The organism is Variovorax sp. 10L426, assembly GCF_056395305.1.
This window is the reverse complement of sequence record NZ_JBFTJF010000010.1, coordinates 115838-133942: the sequence shown is the minus strand read 5'-3', so window position 1 is coordinate 133942 and position 18105 is coordinate 115838. Positions and strand designations below refer to the sequence as shown.

Below are 18105 nucleotides of genomic sequence, written 5' to 3'. Positions count from 1 at the left end.
CCGGGCTCGGCCGCCCTCCCGCAAAACCTCAGCGCCGCTCGACGATGAGAGGGGTCAACTGGAGGCCGTTGCGCACCTGTTCGGCGGCATCGCGGGCGGAATCGCGTGACGCGTAGGGGCCGACCTGCAGGCGATGGGTGCCGCGTTCACTGAATACGTTCAGGGATGGCGCCAAGGTCGGCAGTTCCCGTGCGACTTGCTGCTGGAAGCGCATTGCGCCGTCCCGCTGGCTGAATGCGCCCAGTTGTACCCAGAACCCGGGCAATGGTGCTGATGCGACGCCTTCCGACGCGGGCAGACGCGAAGCGGTTGAAGGCGACGCTGCCGGGGCTTCAAGCGGGGTCATCGGGGCCAGCGCGACGACTTCCATCGCATCGGTGCGCGATGCGGCCGCGACCGGCACAGTCAACGCCGCTGGCACTGTGACGCTGTCCGACACTGGCGTAACTTCGGCAGGTGGGGGCGGTGGCGAACGCTGTGCGAACTGCGTCGTTTCAACATTCCCCCGCCGCCAGGCACCGGTGCGGATGTCCTCGTTCGTGATGCGCTCGATTTCGACTGGCGCGACGCCGCGCAGCAAGTCGAGCTTGAGTGCAGCCGTGTAGCTCAGGTCGATGATGCGATCCTCGTGGAAAGGCCCGCGATCGTTCACGCGGACGATCACTTCGCGGCCGTTCGCCGGATTGCGCACGCGCACGTAACTCGGCAGCGGCAGGGTCTTGTGCGCCGCCGTCATCGCGTACATGTCGTAGGGCTCTCCGCTGGCAGTCGACTGGCTGTGGAACTTGCGCCCGTACCACGAAGCCAGTCCGGTTTCGCGAAAAGGGCGGTCGTCCGCGATCGGGACGTACGACCGGCCCAGCACGACATAGGGCTTGCTGGTGCCGCCGCTGCTGCGGATCGGTTCGATGCGCGGCTCCGCGTCGGGGACCTGGCTCAGGCCGGCCGGTGGGTTGGCGTCGGCACCGTCGCGTCCGAAGCCGCCGCTTTTCGGGCCACTCGCGCAACCGGCGAGAAAAAGGAGCGTCGCGCCTGCGACCAACGCAAGAGCGCGCTGGATCGGCAGCGGCGTCTCAGCCAAAGACCGCCTTCCACAAGACCAGCATGGCTTCGCGTTCCGCGACCAAGGAACTCATCGGCACCTGGGTCGGCTCTTCGTTGAGTCGCGCCCGATGCTGCACGCGCCGCAGTTCGCGATAGGCTGCCGCAGCGTTCTGGCCAACGCCTTCGGGAAGCAAGCCGGCAGCTTCCGCACGCAAGAGCAGTGCGATGTTGCCGACATTGGGGACCAATTCCGGATGCGCCTTCGCCGCGGAGAGCACGAGAAACTGCACCGCGAATTCGGCATCGACCATGCCGCCGGCGCTGTGCTTGACGTCGAAGCGGTCGGGCTTCACCGGTCGCGCCGCGCGCACCTTCTCGCGCATTGCGACGATCTCGGCCTTGAGGGCCTCGCGATCGCGCGGCGCCGTGATCACGGCTTCACGGATGCGGTCGAAGCGCTCGCCCAGCAAAGGATCACCGAGCACGAAGCGCGCACGCGTCATGGCCTGGTGTTCCCACGTCCAGGCCGTGTTGCTGCCCCGGCCCAACTGGTATTTCTCGTAGGCCTCGAAGCTTGTCGTGAGAAGCCCCGAATTGCCGTTGGGCCGCAGCGCGGTGTCGATCTCGAACAAGTCGCCCTCGCGCGTCTTCACAGTGAGCCAGTTGATGAGCTTGCGCACATACGCCGCATAGACCTCGCCGGCGCGCTCGTCGTCGTCGTCGTAGACAAAGACGATGTCGAGGTCGCTGCCGTAGCCCAGTTCCTTGCCGCCGAGTTTTCCGTAGCCGATGATCGCGAACTGCGGCTGTTCGCGGTGCGGGTTGCGCACGTGCGGCCAGCACCAGCGTGCCGTGGCGCGCAGCACCGCGTCGGCCAGCGCACTGAGATCGTCGGCGACCTGTTCGACGGTGATTCGGCCGTCGACGTCGCGCGCGAGTGTGCGAAACAGCTCCGCGTGGTGGGCGTGGCGCAGAAGATTGAGCAGTCGCTCCTCGTCGGCCTCGCCGGTGCGGGTGAGCGACTGGTGTCGGGCTTCGAGCTCGCGCTCGAACTCGGCTGCGACGAAGCGGCCGGACAGCATCTCGTCGCTGGCAAGCTCGTCGATCACACCGGGATGCTGCATCAGGTAGCGCGCGGGCCATTTGGCGGAGCCCAGCAGCCGCAGCAAGCGTTCTTGCACTGCGGGCCGCTCGACGAGCAAGGCGATGTAGTTCTCGCGCCGCAGCAGCGGCTCGATCCAGTCGGCCCAGCGCAGCGCGCCGTCGATGTGGTGGCCGATCTTGCCCGGTGCTTCGCTGTCGGGCTCGCGCAGCCACTGGCCGGTGCGGTGCACCAACTGGCGCAGGCGAGCGCGCGTTTCGTCGCGCAAGGCCAGCACGCGCGGGTTGTCGCGCCAGGCCTTGAGGCGTTCGGCAAACGGTGCGGGCAGGCCGTCGATCAGGTCGGTCAGGTCCACGGGCGCCGCGCTTGCCGCGCCGCCATTGCAGCGCGTGCAGGGTGCCTTGCCGCCGAGGAGCTTGTCGAATTCCTGGGCGACGAACTCGCGGTGCGTGTCGAGCTGTGCGAGAAAGGCGCAGCAATCCTCATAACCGAGTGTTTGCGCGATCCATCGAATGTCGTCGTCGTTGACCGGGAGCACGTGCGTCTGCTGATCATCCAGGTACTGGATGCGATGTTCGACGCGCCTCAGGAATTCGTAGGCGGCCGCCAATGCATCGGCAGCTTCCTGCGGCATCAGGTTGGCGCGTGCAAGCCGCTGCAGCGCGTCGAGCGTCGGGCGGGTACGCAACTCGGGGAACTGCCCGCCGCGCACCACCTGCAGCAACTGCACCGTGAATTCGATCTCGCGGATGCCGCCGCGCGACAGCTTCACGTCGTTCGCGCGTTCGGGCCGGCCGGCGCTGCGGCGCGATGCCTGTTCGCGGATCTGGCGGTGCAGCGTGCGCAGCGAGTCGAACACGCTGTAGTCCAGGTAGCGCCGGAAGACAAATGGGAGCACCACGCCCCTGAGCGCCTGGGCGGAGCCGCTGGTCACCACGGACCTCGGGGCGACGACGCGGCTCTTGAGCCAGGCGAAGCGCTCCCATTCGCGGCCTTGCACCTGAAAATATTCCTCGAGCGCGTCGAGCGAGACCACGCTGGGTCCCGAGTTGCCGTTGGGGCGCAGCGCCAGGTCCACGCGGAACACGAACCCGTGCTCGGTGGTGTCGCCCACCAATGCATAGATGCGCTTCACCGCCCGCGCGAAATACTCCTGGTTCGACAGCTTGCCCCGACCGTCGACGTCACCGACGGTCTCGCCATCCTGGTCGTAGAGGTAGATGAGGTCGATGTCGCTCGATACGTTCAGTTCTCGAGCACCGAGCTTGCCCATGCCGACAATCCAGATCTGAGCGCGCTGGCCGTCGGCCCCGAGGGGTGCGCCGTGGATCACGTCGAGTTCGGCACAGGCCTCGTGGCATGCGACATCGAGCGCGAATTCGGCGAGCTCGGTCACGGCAGTGGTCACGACGGCGAGCGGCGCTTGCGCGTCGCAATCGAGCGTGACAAGCCGTTCCATCACCAGTTGGCGCACGGTGCGCAGCGCGTCGGCGGCATTGTCCCCGCGACGGCGAAGGGATTCATACGCCTCGGCCATGTGCGCGAGAACGGGCGCGCCAGGGGGCAGCAGCGAAAGCTCGCCCGCATAGCGCCGCCGCAGGCGCTGCACGAAGCGCGAATAGCCCGACAGCGGCGTTGTCGATCCGGATGCTTGCGGCGAACTCTGCGACACGGAGTTGGGGTCGTTGGAACCCGGTTGGGAGCTGGCAGTCATAATTCCCGACACAGCGCGATCCTCAATGAACGACACGACGTCTTCCCCTTCACGTCTGCTCAAGATCACCGCTGTGACGGCGCGCTGGTTGCTGGCATTGCTTTTCGGTGCATGGCTCCTGCTGGTGCTCTCCGTCGTTGTCCTACACGTCTGGATTGTGCCGCGAATCGGCGACTATCGTGGTGCCCTCGAGGCGCAGGCCAGCCGGACCATCGGGGTGCCCGTGCGCATCGGTTCGGTTTCGGCGCAGCCCGGCGGCTTGTTCCCCACCATCGAACTCCGTGATGTCGTGCTTCAGGACGCCAGCGAGCAGGAGGCGCTGCGGCTCATGCGCGTGGTGGCCAGCGTGTCGCCGCGCTCGCTCTGGAACCTCAGCTTCGAGCAGCTCTACATCGAGCAACCGGAGGTGGATGTGCGGCGCGATGCCTCCGGCGAGCTGCACGTCGCGGGGATCCACATGTCGACCGAGACCAGTGGCAAAGGCGACGGAGCCGACTGGTTCTTCGCGCAGCGCGAACTCGTCGTCCAGGGCGGGACGGTCCGCTGGATCGACGATGGCCGCAAGATGGAGCCGCTGCGCCTCACCGATGTGCAGTTCGTGGCTCGCAACAGCGGCCGGCGTCATGCCATGCGACTTGACGCCACGCCGCCTGCCGGTTGGGGCGAGCGGATCACGCTGATCGGCGATTTCCGCCAGCCGTTGCTGTCGGTTCGCAGCGGCAACTGGAAGACCTGGGACGGCCAGATCTTCGCGAACCTTCCCTACATCGATGTCAAGCGCCTTGGCCGTTACGTGGACCTCGACGCGCGGATCCGCGAAGGCAGCGGTGGATTGCGCCTGTGGGCTGACTTCACCGACGGCAGGCTCACCGGAGCCGTCGCCGATCTGGCGCTGGCGAAGGTCGACGCCTCGCTGGCCAAGGATCTCCAGCCGCTGATCCTTCGCGGCGTTACGGGACGCATGGAGGGGCGGCTGAACGACGAGACCTTCGAGTTCTCGACCACCAATCTGCAGTTCGACACGGCCGATGGCAAGCGTTGGCCGGGGGGCAACATCTGGCTGCAGCTCACGCCCGCGAAAGACCGTGCCGCCGAGCGCGGCGCGTTCCGTGCCGACCGGCTCGACCTTGGCGCGCTGGCGTTGATCGCCGATCGCCTGCCGCTCGGCGATGCCACGCGCAAGCTCATTGGCGAGTATGGTCTGAGCGGCCTGGTCGAACGCGTCGATGCGAACTGGCAGGGCCCGCCCGACGCGCCCGGCAAATACCAGCTGCGTGGCCGCGTGAGCGACTTCAGCATTTCGTCGCAGCCGGGCGAACCCGTTGAAGCGTCGCCGTCTCACGAAGGAACTCGCGCCGCGGCAACGGCAGCAGCAGCGGCGGAGCCGCCACCCGTTCCCGTGGGTACTCCCGGCGTGCGCGGCGCCACGGTCGAGTTCGATGCCAGCCAGGCCGGCGGCAGCGCCACGGCCTCGATCACGAAGGGCGCGCTCGACTTTCCGGGCGTTTTCGAAGAGCCCGTGGTCCCGATCGACCAGCTCTCGATGCAGGCGCAGTGGAAGGTCGACGGAGAGGCGGTGCAGGTTCAGGTCTCGAACCTGCGCTTCGCCAATGTCGACGCGGAGGGCGAGGCGCAGGCCAGTTGGCGCACCAGCGATCCGGCGGTGTCGCGCAGCGGTGCGCGCTATCCGGGTGTTCTGGACCTGCAGGGCAAGCTCACCCGCGCCGACGGCACGCGGGTCTACCGCTATCTGCCGCTGCACATACCCAAGCAAACGCGCGACTATGTGCGCGACGCGGTGACGAAGGGCACGGCCAGCTCCGTCGATTTCAAGGTCCGGGGCGATCTGCACGACATGCCCTTCATGGACCCGAAGCAGGGCGACTTCCGCATTGCAGCGCGGGTCGCCGACGTCACCTACGCGTACGTGCCCTCCGCGCCCAATACGCCCAAGTCCTGGCCTGCGCTGAACGGCCTCTCCGGCGAACTTGTCTTCGAGCGGGCCGGCATGCTGGTGCGCAATGCGCGGGGCCGCATCGTCGGCGCGCCCGGCGTCGAGGTGACGAAGGCCGAGGCGCAGATCGCCGACATGTCGAGCCACGCGGCGCTGCTCAAGGTCGACGCCCAGGCCAAGGGCCCGCTCGCCGAGGTGTTGCGGGTCGGCGCACCGCTCGCCGGAGAGGCCGAGAAGACGCTCGCCGACATGCGCGCGACCGGCAACGCGGACTACAAGCTTCGGCTCGAACTTCCGCTCTCGGCCATGGAGAAGTCGAAGGTGCAGGCCAGCATTGCGCTCACCGACAACGATCTGCAACTCGCTCCCACGGCGCCCGCCCTCGCCCAGGCGCGTGGCACGGTGAACTTCACCGAGACCGGCTTTTCGCTGGCGGGCATCCAGGCCAGTGCGTTGGGAGGCGCGGTGCGCATCGAAGGCACCGGCCGATTCGGCAGCACCAACCAGGACCTGACCATTCGCGTGCAAGGGAACGCGACCGCCGAAGGACTGCGCGCGGCGCGCGAGGTCGACTGGCTCGCGCGGCTGGCACGAAGCACGACGGGCGGCACCGCCTATGCCGCCACTTTCTCGGTGCGAGACGGCGTTCCGGAATTTCTGCTCACCAGCAGCCTGCAAGGACTGGGGCTTCAAATGCCGCCGCCGCTGACCAAGGCAGCCGAGGAGTCGATGCCCTTGCGTATCGAGAAGAAAGTCGTGCTGCGCGAATCCCGGTCCACGCCGGTGGTCAACGATCAGATTTCGGTCGAGCTGGGTCGCGCCGTGTCGGCAACGTACGTGCGCGACATTTCGGGCAGCAATGCAAAGGTACTGCGCGGCGGCATCGGCGTCGGGCTGGCGACGGGCGAATCCGCGGCACCGCCGGATCGCGGCGTGTTCGCGAACCTGCGATTCGATCGGCTCGATATCGCCGCCTGGCAGGCGCTCTTCGGCGACACCACCGGCAAGGCGCCCGAAGCGACCGGCGCCACCGACAGCGCCGACGATGCACTCTCCTTCCTGCCCACGCTCATTGCGCTGCGGGCACGGGAACTCGCCCTGGGTGGCAGGACGCTGCACGACGTCGTGCTGGGCGGCACGCGCGAGGGCCCCCTCTGGCGCGCCAACATCGACGCCACCGAACTCAGCGGTTATGCCGAATACCGCCATACGCAGGCCGGGCGCCTGTATGCGCGGTTGGCACGGCTCAAGATCGCGCGCAGCGAAGCCACCGCTGTCGAATCCCTGCTCGACGAACAACCCAGCACGCTGCCTGCGCTCGACATCATCGTCGACGACTTCGAACTCTTCGGACATCAGCTCGGGCGGGCGGAGATTGATGCGGTCAATCGCGGCGGCGTCGGACGCGAATGGCGGCTCAACCGTCTGGCGCTCATCAATCCGGATGCCACCTTCACGGCGCAAGGCGCATGGGCCGCGCCGCCGGGCAGCGGTGCCGCAGCCGGCCGCGATCAGCGCCGCACCAGCATGGATTTCAAGCTCGAGATCGCCGACGCGGGCAACCTTCTCACGCGCTTCGGAATGAAGGACGTGGTGCGGCGCGGCCGTGGCCGGCTCGAAGGCGCCGTGCAGTGGACCGGCTCTCCGTTCTCGATCGACTACCCCAGCCTTGGCGGGCAGTTGCAGATCAACGTCGAATCAGGGCAGTTCCTCAAGGCCGATCCCGGCATCGCCAAGCTGCTGGGCGTACTCAGCCTCCAGGCCTTGCCACGGCGGCTGACCCTCGACTTCCGCGATGTTTTCAGCGAAGGTTTCGCATTCGACTTCCTGCGTGGCGACGTCACGTTTGACCAGGGGGTGGCGACGACGAACAACCTGCAGATGAAGGGCGTCAATGCCGCCGTCCTGATGGACGGTTCGGCCGACCTTGCCCGCGAAACGCAGAGCATCCGCGTGGTCGTCGTGCCCGAGATCAACGCGGGCACGGCCGCCCTGGTGGCGACGGCGATCAATCCCGCCATCGGCCTCGGCACCTTCCTCGCGCAGATGGTGCTGAGCAGGCCGCTGGTTGCGGCGGCCACGCAGGAGTTCAAGATTGACGGCACCTGGACCGATCCCAAAATCACCAAGGTGCCTCGCCGGCTATTGCCGGAGGCCCAAAGCGCGCCGGTGGCGCCCGCCCCGCGCTAGTACGAGCACAAGGAGAGATCCGCCATGAAAGTCGCTGCAATCCAGATGGTGTCGGCCATCGCCCGCGAGGCCAACCTGGCGCGCGCCCACGCGCTGCTGGCCGAAGCCGCGGAGGGAGGCGCCGAACTCGCCGTGCTGCCCGAGTATTTCTGCATGATGGGCGCGCGCGATACCGACAAGCTCGGGCTGCGCGAAACCGCCGGCGCGGGTTCCGTGCAGAGTTTTCTCGCGGATGCCGCACGGGAATTCGGCTTGTGGATCGTCGGCGGCACCCTGCCGCTCGAAACCGACGACGACAACCATGTGTTCAACAGCTCGCTCGTCTACGCGCCCGACGGCGTATGCGTCGCGCGCTACGACAAGATCCACCTCTTCTTCTTCGACAACGGCCGCGAACGCTACGACGAACGCCGCGTGATCGCGCCCGGCAGCGAGCCCGTGATTTTCGATCTGCCCTCGCGGGACGGCCATCTGTGGCGCATCGGCATGAGCGTGTGCTACGACCTGCGCTTTCCCGAGCTCTATCGGGCGCTGGCCCGGGAGGGTGCCGAACTGTTGCTCGTGCCCAGCGCGTTCACGCACACCACTGGCGCCGCGCACTGGGAGGTGCTGCTGCGTGCGCGTGCCATCGAAAACCTCGCCTGGGTGGTTGCGCCCGCGCAGGGCGGCAAGCACGAGAACGGCCGGCGGACCTGGGGCCAGTCGATGGTGGTCGACCCCTGGGGCACCGTCGTCGCGCAACAGGCCCATGACGAGGCCGTGGTTCTGTTCGACATCGACGCGCTGCAGGTCGAGCGTGCGCGCACGCAGCTGCCGGCGTTGTCTCATCGCGTGATCTGAAGACGGTGTCCTCGCCCACGCTGCCTGTCGCACGCGTCCTTCGTCCCGCCTTCGCGCGGCTGCGCTTCCTGCGCTCCGTATGGCGGCGCTGGTTCCTCTGGGTGCTGTTGGCCATCCTCGTTCTTGCATTGCTCGTCACCGTCGTCTGGCTGGCCGGCCGGCACGAGGTCGAGCAGGCGCAGACGGTGCTGGACCGTGACACGGCCGATGCGGTTGCCGACTTGCGCGTCGGCCTGCAGCGCAACGCGCAGACCTTGCGCGCTTCGCTCGCGGACGGCGTGAATCGCGATCAGTGGGACCTCCGCGCCGGGAGCCTGCTGCGCGAGCACCGCGAATGGCTGCGGCTCGAGTGGCGCGACGCCGCATTGCGGCCGCAGGCCGCGGTCGATACGCCTTATCGCAGGCGCATCTTCGACGACGTCGACCGGGGCCAGGCACACCCTGATGTGGATCTCGCCTGCGCGACGGCACGCAAGCTGGGGGCGGTCGCGTACTCACCCAGCCACTATGTCCCGGTCACTCAGGGCAACGGGCTGGAGGTCATGGAAATGTGCCTGCCGGTCGAGGGCGGCGGCTATCTCGTGGCCTCCTATTCGCTGAGGGACATGCTGACCGAACTGGTGGCCCCGACGCTGAGCCGCGGGCAGGAAGTCGCCTTCACCGAGGTCGACGGCACGCGGCTGGTGGCGATCGGCGTGCAGCGCCGCGTCGGCACACGCGTCTTCACTTCGCAGCAGCTGATCGATCTTCCGGGTGCGCCCCTGATGCTGCGCGTCGACGGCTGGCGTGCCGTTCCGGATCTCTTCCCGAACATGCTGACCGCGCTTGTCACGGCGATTTCGATCGCGCTCGTGTCCGTGCTGGTGCTGCTGGCGCGCGATACGCGTCGGCGCCTGCGTGCCGAGCACGATCTGGCCGATGCGCTCGCATTCCGCAAGGCCATGGAAGACTCGGTCATCACGGGCCTTCGGGCGCGCGACCTCCAGGGCCGCATCACCTATGTGAACCCGGCCTTCTGCGAGATGGTGGGCTTCAGCGTCGAGGAGCTCACCGCCAGCGGCGGCGACGAGGCGCCCTACTGGCCGACCGAACTCGCGCACGAATACCAGCGCCGGCAGGCCGTACGCATGGCCGGCGGCGTGCCCCCGCGCGAAGGGTTCGAATCGGTTTTCATGCGCAAGGACGGCAGCCGCTTTCCGGTGCTGATCTTCGAGGCGCCGCTGATCAACGCGCATGGCTCGCAGACGGGCTGGATGAGCGCCTTCATCGACATCAGCGAGCAGCGCCGCATCGAGGAGCTGTCGCGCGCGAGCCAGGAGCGGCTCCAGGCCAGCGCGCGTCTCGCGACCGTCGGCGAAATGGCGTCGCTCCTGAGCCATGAACTCACGCAACCGCTGGCCGCCATCGCGAGTTATGCGAGCGGCTCGCTCAATCTGCTGCATGCCGACGATGAATCGTCGCTGCAGAGCCACCGTGACGATGTCGCCATGGCGGTGCGCCGCATCGCCGAGCAGGCCGACAGGGCGGGCCAGGTGATTCGCAGCGTGCATGACTTCGTGCGGCGGCGCGATCGCACGCGAGAGGCGGTCGCGCCGCATGCCCTGATCGACGCGGTGCTTCCGCTCGTGCTCCTGCAGGCGCGCAAACTGGGCGTGCAGGTCGAAGTCGTTCTCGACGACCACCTCTCCTCGGTGTATTGCGACCGCACGCTGGTCGAGCAGGTTCTGCTCAACCTGGCGCGCAACGGCATGCAGGCCATGGACATGCCGGGGCTGGGCGATCGTGTGCTGCGCCTCAAGGTCGTTCGCGCGGGCGCCGTGGGCCGCGGCCCCGAGACCGTCTCGGCCGCGGACGCACGCCGCTGGCTCGAGTTCTCCGTATCGGACGTCGGCTCGGGCATCAGCGACGATGTGGCCGCTCGCCTGTTCACTCCTTTCTTCACCACGCGATCCGACGGCATGGGCCTGGGCCTCAGCCTGTGTCGCACGGTTGTCGAGCAGCACGGCGGCGTGCTGATGTTCGAGCCGCAGCACCCGCGCGGCACTGTCTTTCGCTTTACCCTGCCGGCTGCCTGAAGGCTCGCTGATTGATCGCCATGCAACCCCTGATCGATGCCCTGATTTTTATCGTCGACGACGATGCGAGCGTTCGCGAGGCGCTGGCCTGGTTGCTGCGTTCGCGACGTCTTTCGAGCGAGAGCTTCGCGAACGCCGAAGCCTTCGAAGCGCGGCTGGCCGACGAACCGCTGAGCGATCGTCCGCATTGCCTGTTGCTCGACGTGCGCATGCCCGGCACCAGCGGCCTCGTGTTGTTCGACCGACTGGCGGAGCGCGGTCTCCTGGACGCGATGCCGGTGATCTTCCTGACCGGCCATGCCGACGTGCCGACGGCTGTCGACGCGGTCAAGCGCGGCGCCTTCGACTTCTGCGAGAAGCCCTTTTCCGACAATGCGTTGGTCGACCGGATCGAGCAGGCGCTCGGCGCCTCGCTGCGCGCCATCGAGGCGGAGCGTGCGCGTCAGGTGTTGAAGCGGCGCATCGGTGAACTGACCGATCGCGAGCGCGACGTGATGCGCTGCGTGATCGAGGGCTTGCCCAACAAGCTGATCGCGGACCAGCTATCGATCAGCGTGCGCACGGTGGAGGTCCATCGTGCGCGCGTGTTCGAAAAGATGGAAGTCAAGTCAGCCGTAGAGTTGGCCAACCTCCTGCGCGGCGTCTGATTGTTGCTCGCCCCCAGGTTGGCTCACTTCGTGGAGCCGCCTCGAGTCGCTGCCTGAGGCAGCGGCTCTTCGGGCCGTCCAAGCCTGCGCAGGCAGGCTTGGAGCCGCAGCCCTCAGCCCCCTGCCGGGGGCAACACCGGCGGCCCAGCGAAGCCGGTTCCGCGGTGTTTCACGAAGGGGCCTGGCTTTGCCGGCCGGGCTCCGATGCCGTGTCTGTTTGGGGTGAGGCTAGCCTTGCGCTCGTTCGCCGACGTAGATTTCCACGCGGCGGTTCTGCGCGCGCCCCGCGGGTGTGCTGTTGTCGGCGATCGGTTCGCGGGAGCCGCGGCCGTCGATCTTGAAGGCGGTCGGCGACACGCCGCGTGCGATCAGGTAGTCGCGCGTGGCCGCGGCACGCTGGATCGACAGCGGGTCGTTGATGGCGTCGGTGCCGGTGCTGTCGGTGTGGCCGATGATGCGGACCTCGGCGTTGGGGTTGTTGCGCAGTCCGGAAGCAAACTGGTCGAGGATCGGAGAGAAGTTGGGCTTGATCACCGAGCGGCCGACGTCGAAGGAAACGTCGCTCGGGATCGCGAGCTTCAGCTCGTTGTTCGGCGTCTGGGTCACGGCGACACCGGTGCCCTTGGTCGCGGCTTCCATCTGGCGCTTCTGGTTTTCCATGCGCTGCGACCACAGGTAGCCGCCCGCCGCACCCGCCAGGGCGCCGATGGCCGCACCAGTGCCAGCGCTGTGGCCGGTGGCGGATCCGATCGCTGCGCCGGCGACCGCACCGACACCGGCGCCGATGCCGGTGCCCTTCTGCGTTGCGGTCATGTCGGCACAGCCCGAAAGTACATATGCCGCGGCACAGGTTGCGAGTACGAGATTTTTCATTGAAGCCCTTTCGGTGGTGAAAACTGACCGCGCCGATTATCCAGAGCGCTCGACGTTTCGAGCCGTGGCGGCGGTTTCAGCATGTAACGCCTGGCGGCCATGCCGCTCCCTGGAAAGGCTTGCCGGATATGGCAAGCGTGCTATTGAAAGCGTAGCGCGCAGGCTCTCTGCCTCAATCGCGCTGCGAAGGCTTGTCGGACGTGGGCGTGTCCTCGGCGTCGGCATCGTCGTCGTGCAACTCGCCACGCTTGCGGCCCGAGAACATGGTCCACCAGATGATCAGGATGAACACGACTCCCGCGCCCAGGGCTTCAAGCAAAATCAGACCCATGAAAAAAGGACTCCAGTGGCTGGTTGGGCTCGCGATCGTAGCAACGCTCGCCGGCTGTTCCACCGGCACCAGGCAGCCCGAGCTCCCTCTCACAGCGCCGAGTGTGAACGCGCCGCCACGCGATCTCGGCCCGCTCACTGGTTCGCTCGCGCATCCAAAGAGCCGCTGGGTGCCCGTCGCGTGGTCGGATCTGCCGGGGTTCAACGACGACGCGCTGCATGAAGGCTGGGTCGCGATGATCTCGAACTGCGCACGCCCCAACGCAGCCTTCGCGCCGCTTTGCCGCGAGGTGCGGGAGTTGTCCCTTGCGGAGACCGACGAGCAGCGCGCATGGATGATGCAGCGACTGCAGCCGTATCGGGTCGAATCGCCGACCGGCCCCACGGACGGCAAGCTCACCAGCTACTACGAACCGGTGTTCGAGGCGACGCGCCGTCCGACCGCGACGAACACCGTGCCGCTCTATCAGGCGCCGGCCGGCCTTGTGCCGAAGCGACCGTGGTACACGCGGCAGGAAATCGATACGCTGCCACAGGCGCAGGCGGCGCTGCGGGGCCGCGAGATCGCATGGCTCGCCGATCCGATCGACGTGCTCATGTTGCACATCCAGGGTTCGGGGCGATTGCGCATGACCGAGGCCGACGGCTCGCAGCACGTGATCCGTGTCGCCTTCGCGGCCACCAACGAGCAGCCTTATCGGAGCGTGCAGCAATGGCTGATCAGCCAGGGTGTGCCGAAGGTCAGCCTTTGGCCAGACGACGTCAAGCTCTGGGTCACGCAGAACCCGCAGCGCCTGTCGCAACTGTTGTGGAGCAATCCGCGCTACGTCTTCTTTCGCGAGGAGCCCATGTCCGAGGTTGATGCCTCGTCCGGCCCGGTGGGCGCGCAGGGCGTACCCCTCACGGCGGGCCGTTCGATCGCGGTCGACCGCGACAGCATTCCGTACGGAACGCCGGTCTGGCTCGCTTCGCCGGGCCCCGCGATACCGCTGGCCAAGCTGGTGGTCGCGCAGGACACGGGCAGTGCGATCGTGGGTGCGGTGAGGGCCGACTATTTCGCCGGCACAGGCGCGGAGGCCGGCCGTATCGCCGCAAAAATGAATCAACCTCTTCGCCTGTGGGCGCTCTGGCCGAAGTAGGGCTGGTCGCCAGGGCTGCGCGCAGCGCACCCCTTCGGGAGCCGCCGCGGAACCGGCTTTGCCGGGCCGCTGGCGGCGCCCCCTGCAAGGGGGTGGGCGGCTACACGAAGTGAGCCAACCTGGGGGTGTGCCTTCAGAGGCCGATGACGCCGCCGTCGTCCTTGGTAATCATCACTGTCGCCGAACGGGGGCGTGCTGTTGCGCCGCCGGGGCCGTAGGCTGCAACGCCTGCGCCGTTGCCTGGCCAGTGGCTTTCGTACTTGCCTGGGTCCGCGATGTTCGCGGCGGCTGTGTTCTCGCCCGGGTGCTGGATGTTGATGAAGAGCGTCTTGCCGTCGGGTGATTCGGCCAGGCCGGTGACTTCGGCGCCGAGTGGTGCGGTGAGGAAGCGCTTGAAGATGGTGTCGTTCATCTTCTTGCCGGCATAGGTGCCTACGGTCACGGGGCCTGTGCCCGCGGCCCCGGGCTTGCCATTGGCTTGGTTGACGACATCGATCTTGCCGCCGTCGCCGTATTCGCCAGGGATCGCCGCCAGCAGCATGCAGTTGGTGACGTCGGTGTAGGCGTTGTCGTCGGTCTCGATCCAGAGGATGCCGCTCGCGCGCGAGAACCAGCAGCCGTCGGGCTTGGACAGGTCGTTGAATTCCGACAGCCCGGACAGGTTCACGTTCTTCTGGTAGTTGACGTCGTCGAGGCCGGCATCGGCCTTCGCCTGGCTGCCGAACAGGAAGATGTCCCAGTCGAAGGTGGTGGCCGATGCGTCGCTGCCGGTTTCGCGGATGCGCATGACCTGGCCGTTGACGTTGCCCTTCGAGGTCGAGGCCGTGGCGTTCTGTGTGGAGACGCCCTTGTTGTCGAGCCAGTAGCGCGGGAAGGCCGGATCCACGTCGGGGTTGGGCACGTTGTTGCTGCTCGTCGTGCCGACCGCGCCGCGGTCCGGGTTCTCGGTCATGGTGATGTAGATCTCGCCGTTCTTCGGGTTCACGGCGGTCCATTCGGGGCGGTCGCACTTGGTGGCGCCAGCAGCGTCGGCGGCGAGGCGCGCGTTGACCAGCACGTCGGCGAGGTCGGCGAAGGCGTACGCAGCGTTGCCGGAAATGGCCGTGTTGCTCAGGTCCAGCTTGAGCCAGGTGCCCGTGCCGTCCGCATTGAACTTCGCCGCATAGAGTGTGCCGTCGTCGAGGTACTTGCTGCCCGTGGCGAGGCGGTCGACCGGGTTTGCGTCGGCCGCGCTCCACACGGCATTGGACACGTACTTGTAGACGTACTCGCTGCGTGAGTCGTCGCCCATGTAGAAGGCCAGCGGCTTGCCGACGACCGGGTTGCTGGGCCATGCGCCTTCGTGCGCGAAGCGTCCGAGCGCCGTGTGCTTGACCGGCTTCGAGCTCGGATCGTAGGGGTCGATCTCGACCACCCAGCCGAAGGTGTTGGCCGTGTTGCGGAAATCATCTGTGCCGTCGGTGGAGGCGCCGAGGCTGCTCGCGTCCCAGCGCGCGTACTCGGTGTTCGTGCCGTCGGCTGGCACGACGGTGGCCCAGCGCTGGCCGCCGCCTGCGCCTTGTGCAAGGCCGATGCGCTTGAAGGCGGCCAGTTCCTTGGCGCTGCGCTTGGTGTCGTCCGTCGCACTGCGCCGGAAGAAGCCGGCGAAGTTCTCCTCGCAGGTCAGGTAGGTGCCCCACGGCGTATAGCCGGATGCGCAGTTGCCGATCATGCCGCGGGTGTCCGTGCCGGCGGGTGAGTATGTGGTTTTCAGCAGGGCCGAACCGCTCGCCGGGCCGCCGAACGCCATCGGCGTGCGCGGCGTGATGCGGCGGTTGAAGGTCGAACCCTTGACCACCGCGAACTTGCCGTTCGACCGCGCGATCTCCACCACGGAGGCGCCGTGCGCTTCCACTTCCTTGAGCGCCTCCGCTTCCGGGCGCGGGCCGGCGCTCGAGCCGGCGTTGGTCTGCCCGCTCGGATGCATGAAGACCACGGTGCCGTTGATGGCCTCGTGGTTGATCGCCATCAGTGCGCGGTCGTTGGCGGTGAGGGACGGCTTGCCGTCGGCGCCGAGACCGAAGTAGTGCATGCCATCGTGTTGGTCACCGCTGCGGCGGTTGAAGGTGTCGTCGCTGCCGTCGTTCTTGTAGTCGGAGACGGCAGGGTCGATCGAATCGCCGGTCGCGTAGAGCACGGTGGCGGTGTAGCCGGCGGGCACGGTGATGCGATCCGCGAGGTCCTTGCCCACTGCCGAGAAGCCGAGCTTGGGCTCGGCCGCGGGGGCTGGTGCGGGTGCCGGCGCCGGTGCCGGGGAAGGCGAGGGCGCGGGCGCGGGCGGGAAGACAGCGCCGTTGCTGCCTCCGCCGCAGGCGCTCAACGCCAGCGGGCCCAGGGTGGCCGCAGTCAGCGCGCCAACGCCGCCGCGCAGCAAGTGGCGGCGGTGCATGCGCGTGGCAATGACCTCGTGAAGGCTGGCATTCGAACTCGGGTTGTTGTCGAGGTCGTCGGGGTCAATGGAATCGACCGGCGCGGGGGGTGCGGAGAGATGTTTCATCGTATGGTTTTGCTGACGGGAGCCTGACCATATCGATGCAATATGAAACTTCTGTTTCCCTGCGATTCCGTGCGGATATACCGGTTGCAGTCGACCGAAAATCCGCTATTGATTAATTCTTTGGTGTTCTTTTTGTGACAGGGCTTTCGCGGCTTGCTAGTGGATTCCGGTAGGGGGACAGGACGCGATGATGATGCTCAATTTGGCGAGGCAGTTGCGTCAGCTGCTGGATGTCCCGATTCGCCCGGCACGGGTCCGATTGAAGCGCAAGCAGTTCTTCACGCCTGAAGGGTTTTGTGACTACTTTGGCGTGTTCGAAAGTTTCGACGCCGCGCGTGCCTGGCTGCCGCACAGTCTGGAATTTGATCATCCGGCCTTGGCCCAAGGCTACGACGAGCACACCCGACACGTGTTTGCCTACGACTACCCCATGATGTGGTGGCTGCAGCAGGCCTTCCGGGGTGGCGCCTCGACGGTGCTGGACATCGGCGGCTCCTTTGGCGTGCACTACTACGCGTACAGGCGCTACCTCCAGATGCCGGACGACTTGATTTGGCAGGTGGTGGAGGTGCCGGCGATGGTGGCCGTCGGCAGGGAGTTTGCCGCCCTCCACGAAGCCATCGCGCTTCGCTTCACGGTCGATCTCAAGGAGGCCGGAAGGTACGCCAGCATCTGGCTTTCCGCTGGCGCCCTTCAATACATCGACGAAGGTCGAATCGATCGCTTGCTTCAAATGTCAGGGGCGCGACCCCCTCATATCCTCATCAACAAGCTTCCAATCTTTGATGGAAGCGCCTTCGTGACGGCCCAGAACATCGGCCACGGCTGCTACGCGCCCGTACAGGTTTTCAGCCGCAAGAGTTTCGTCAGTGAGATCGAGGCACTTGGATACATGCTGATCGAAGAATGGAAGGTGCACGAGCGGTCCTTGCTGATTCCGGGTCATCCGGAACTCTTCATTCAAGCTTTTTCCGGGTTTTATTTTTCTCGCCCAGACTCGACGCTCGAAGCGCCGCTCGACAGTCCGTCAAGAGGCTGCATCGAGCCTGCCCTGCCCGCCGCTCCACTCGTTGGGCGCGTGCACCGCGCGTGGTCGAGAGTTCGGCGCTCGCGTGCGTCTAGGGCAGCGGCAACGCCGTCTTGTATCTCACTTGCTTGAGTGCAAAGCTGGAGCGAATCTTTTCGATGCCGCTGATCGGCGTGAGCTGTTCGAGGATGAATTTCTCCAGCGCCGCGATGTCGGCCACCGCGACGCGGATCAGGTAGTCGCTGTCGCCTGTCATCAGGTAGCACTCCATGACCTCGTCGTGCTCCGCGATGCGCTGCTCGAAGTCGGCCAGCGATTGCTTGCTTTGCGTCTTCAGGCTGATCGAGATGAACACGTTGAGACCGAGCCCGAGCGCGCTCGCGTTGACCAGCGCCACGTAGCGCCGAATGACGCCGGCCATCTCGAGCGCCTTCACGCGCGCGAGGCAGGGCGACGGCGAAAGATGCACGCGGCGCGCGAGTTCCACGTTGGAAAGCGCGCCGTCGCGCTGGAGCTCGTCCAGGATGCGAAGGTCGATCGCGTCGAGTTGCATGAAATGCTTCAATCGGAATGAAGCGCGGCATTTTATGCTGCGAGATTGCGAGCAACGTTGTAGAAACGGCATCTCATGTCG

General features: G+C 66.7%; 12 protein-coding genes. 6 read left to right on the top strand and 6 right to left on the bottom strand.

All coding sequences use genetic code 11. The features are described from left to right. Positions 1-28 precede the first annotated feature (28 nt). Complete coding sequence (locus tag AC1DHL_RS16270; protein ID WP_478162623.1) at positions 29-1081, bottom strand: septal ring lytic transglycosylase RlpA family protein; 1053 nt, start codon at positions 1079-1081, stop codon at positions 29-31. After that, positions 1074-3860 carry a bifunctional [glutamate--ammonia ligase]-adenylyl-L-tyrosine phosphorylase/[glutamate--ammonia-ligase] adenylyltransferase gene (glnE, locus tag AC1DHL_RS16265; protein WP_478162622.1) on the bottom strand — a complete coding sequence of 929 codons (2787 nt, stop codon included), beginning with the start codon at positions 3858-3860 and terminating at the stop codon, positions 1074-1076. The genes AC1DHL_RS16270 and glnE overlap by 8 nt, the downstream gene beginning before the upstream one ends. A gap of 25 nt (positions 3861-3885) precedes the next feature. Here glnE and AC1DHL_RS16260 point away from each other — a divergent pair, with 25 nt between their 5' ends. Genes AC1DHL_RS16260 through AC1DHL_RS16245 form a run of 4 tightly spaced genes read left to right on the top strand, consistent with a single transcriptional unit; the run spans position 3886 to position 11566 of the window. Continuing rightward, the gene (locus AC1DHL_RS16260) at positions 3886-8004 is read left to right on the top strand and encodes a YhdP family protein (protein ID WP_478162621.1); all 4119 of its coding nucleotides are present in this window, start codon (positions 3886-3888) and stop codon (positions 8002-8004) included. A gap of 24 nt (positions 8005-8028) precedes the next feature. Continuing rightward, complete coding sequence (locus AC1DHL_RS16255) at positions 8029-8844, top strand: carbon-nitrogen hydrolase family protein (RefSeq protein ID WP_478162620.1); 816 nt, start codon at positions 8029-8031, stop codon at positions 8842-8844. A gap of 5 nt (positions 8845-8849) precedes the next feature. Continuing rightward, a complete protein-coding gene (locus AC1DHL_RS16250) occupies positions 8850-10919 on the top strand; it encodes a two-component system sensor histidine kinase NtrB (protein ID WP_478162619.1) in 2070 nt (689 codons plus the stop codon). A 20-nt stretch (positions 10920-10939) separates the two neighbouring features. After that, the gene (locus tag AC1DHL_RS16245; protein WP_478162618.1) at positions 10940-11566 is read left to right on the top strand and encodes a response regulator transcription factor; all 627 of its coding nucleotides are present in this window, start codon (positions 10940-10942) and stop codon (positions 11564-11566) included. A gap of 228 nt (positions 11567-11794) precedes the next feature. Here the strand turns inward: AC1DHL_RS16245 and AC1DHL_RS16240 are convergent, their stop codons facing one another. Continuing rightward, positions 11795-12439, bottom strand: coding sequence for a YiaD family glycine zipper/OmpA-like lipoprotein (locus tag AC1DHL_RS16240; RefSeq protein WP_478162617.1), 645 nt, complete (start codon positions 12437-12439; stop codon positions 11795-11797). Between the two features lie 172 nt (positions 12440-12611). After that, positions 12612-12770 carry a hypothetical protein gene (locus AC1DHL_RS16235; RefSeq protein WP_478099809.1) on the bottom strand — a complete coding sequence of 53 codons (159 nt, stop codon included), beginning with the start codon at positions 12768-12770 and terminating at the stop codon, positions 12612-12614. Between AC1DHL_RS16235 and mltA the strand changes: the two genes are divergently transcribed. Beyond that, positions 12769-13908 carry a murein transglycosylase A gene (gene mltA, locus AC1DHL_RS16230; RefSeq protein ID WP_478162616.1) on the top strand — a complete coding sequence of 380 codons (1140 nt, stop codon included), beginning with the start codon at positions 12769-12771 and terminating at the stop codon, positions 13906-13908. The genes AC1DHL_RS16235 and mltA overlap by 2 nt on opposite strands. 133 nt (positions 13909-14041) lie before the next feature. On the opposite strand, the gene AC1DHL_RS16225 is transcribed toward mltA, so the two are convergent. Next, positions 14042-16444 (bottom strand): PhoX family protein, encoded by a 2403-nt coding sequence (locus AC1DHL_RS16225; RefSeq protein ID WP_478162615.1) that lies wholly within the window; start codon positions 16442-16444, stop codon positions 14042-14044. A gap of 187 nt (positions 16445-16631) precedes the next feature. Between AC1DHL_RS16225 and AC1DHL_RS16220 the strand changes: the two genes are divergently transcribed. After that, entirely contained in the window at positions 16632-17603 is a 972-nt protein-coding gene (locus AC1DHL_RS16220) for a methyltransferase, TIGR04325 family (RefSeq protein WP_478162614.1), read from the top strand. Here AC1DHL_RS16220 and AC1DHL_RS16215 read toward each other — a convergent pair. Continuing rightward, positions 17563-18024, bottom strand: a complete 462-nt coding sequence (locus AC1DHL_RS16215; protein WP_478099817.1) for an Lrp/AsnC family transcriptional regulator — start codon at positions 18022-18024, stop codon at positions 17563-17565. The genes AC1DHL_RS16220 and AC1DHL_RS16215 overlap by 41 nt on opposite strands. Between the last annotated feature and the right edge of the window lie 81 nt (positions 18025-18105).

Excerpts from the sequence above, each read along its gene's own strand:
- glnE (WP_478162622.1), bottom strand. The coding sequence starts at position 3,860 with ATGACTGCCAGCTCCCAACCGGGTTCCAACGACCCCAACTCCGTGTCG.
- AC1DHL_RS16260 (WP_478162621.1), top strand. The coding sequence starts at position 3,886 with ATGAACGACACGACGTCTTCCCCTTCACGTCTGCTCAAGATCACCGCT.
- AC1DHL_RS16255 (WP_478162620.1), top strand. The coding sequence starts at position 8,029 with ATGAAAGTCGCTGCAATCCAGATGGTGTCGGCCATCGCCCGCGAGGCC.
- AC1DHL_RS16245 (WP_478162618.1), top strand. The coding sequence starts at position 10,940 with ATGCAACCCCTGATCGATGCCCTGATTTTTATCGTCGACGACGATGCG.
- AC1DHL_RS16240 (WP_478162617.1), bottom strand. The coding sequence starts at position 12,439 with ATGAAAAATCTCGTACTCGCAACCTGTGCCGCGGCATATGTACTTTCG.
- mltA (WP_478162616.1), top strand. The coding sequence starts at position 12,769 with ATGAAAAAAGGACTCCAGTGGCTGGTTGGGCTCGCGATCGTAGCAACG.
- AC1DHL_RS16235 (WP_478099809.1), bottom strand. The coding sequence starts at position 12,770 with ATGGGTCTGATTTTGCTTGAAGCCCTGGGCGCGGGAGTCGTGTTCATC.
- AC1DHL_RS16225 (WP_478162615.1), bottom strand. The coding sequence starts at position 16,444 with ATGAAACATCTCTCCGCACCCCCCGCGCCGGTCGATTCCATTGACCCC.
- AC1DHL_RS16220 (WP_478162614.1), top strand. The coding sequence starts at position 16,632 with ATGATGATGCTCAATTTGGCGAGGCAGTTGCGTCAGCTGCTGGATGTC.
- AC1DHL_RS16215 (WP_478099817.1), bottom strand. The coding sequence starts at position 18,024 with ATGCAACTCGACGCGATCGACCTTCGCATCCTGGACGAGCTCCAGCGC.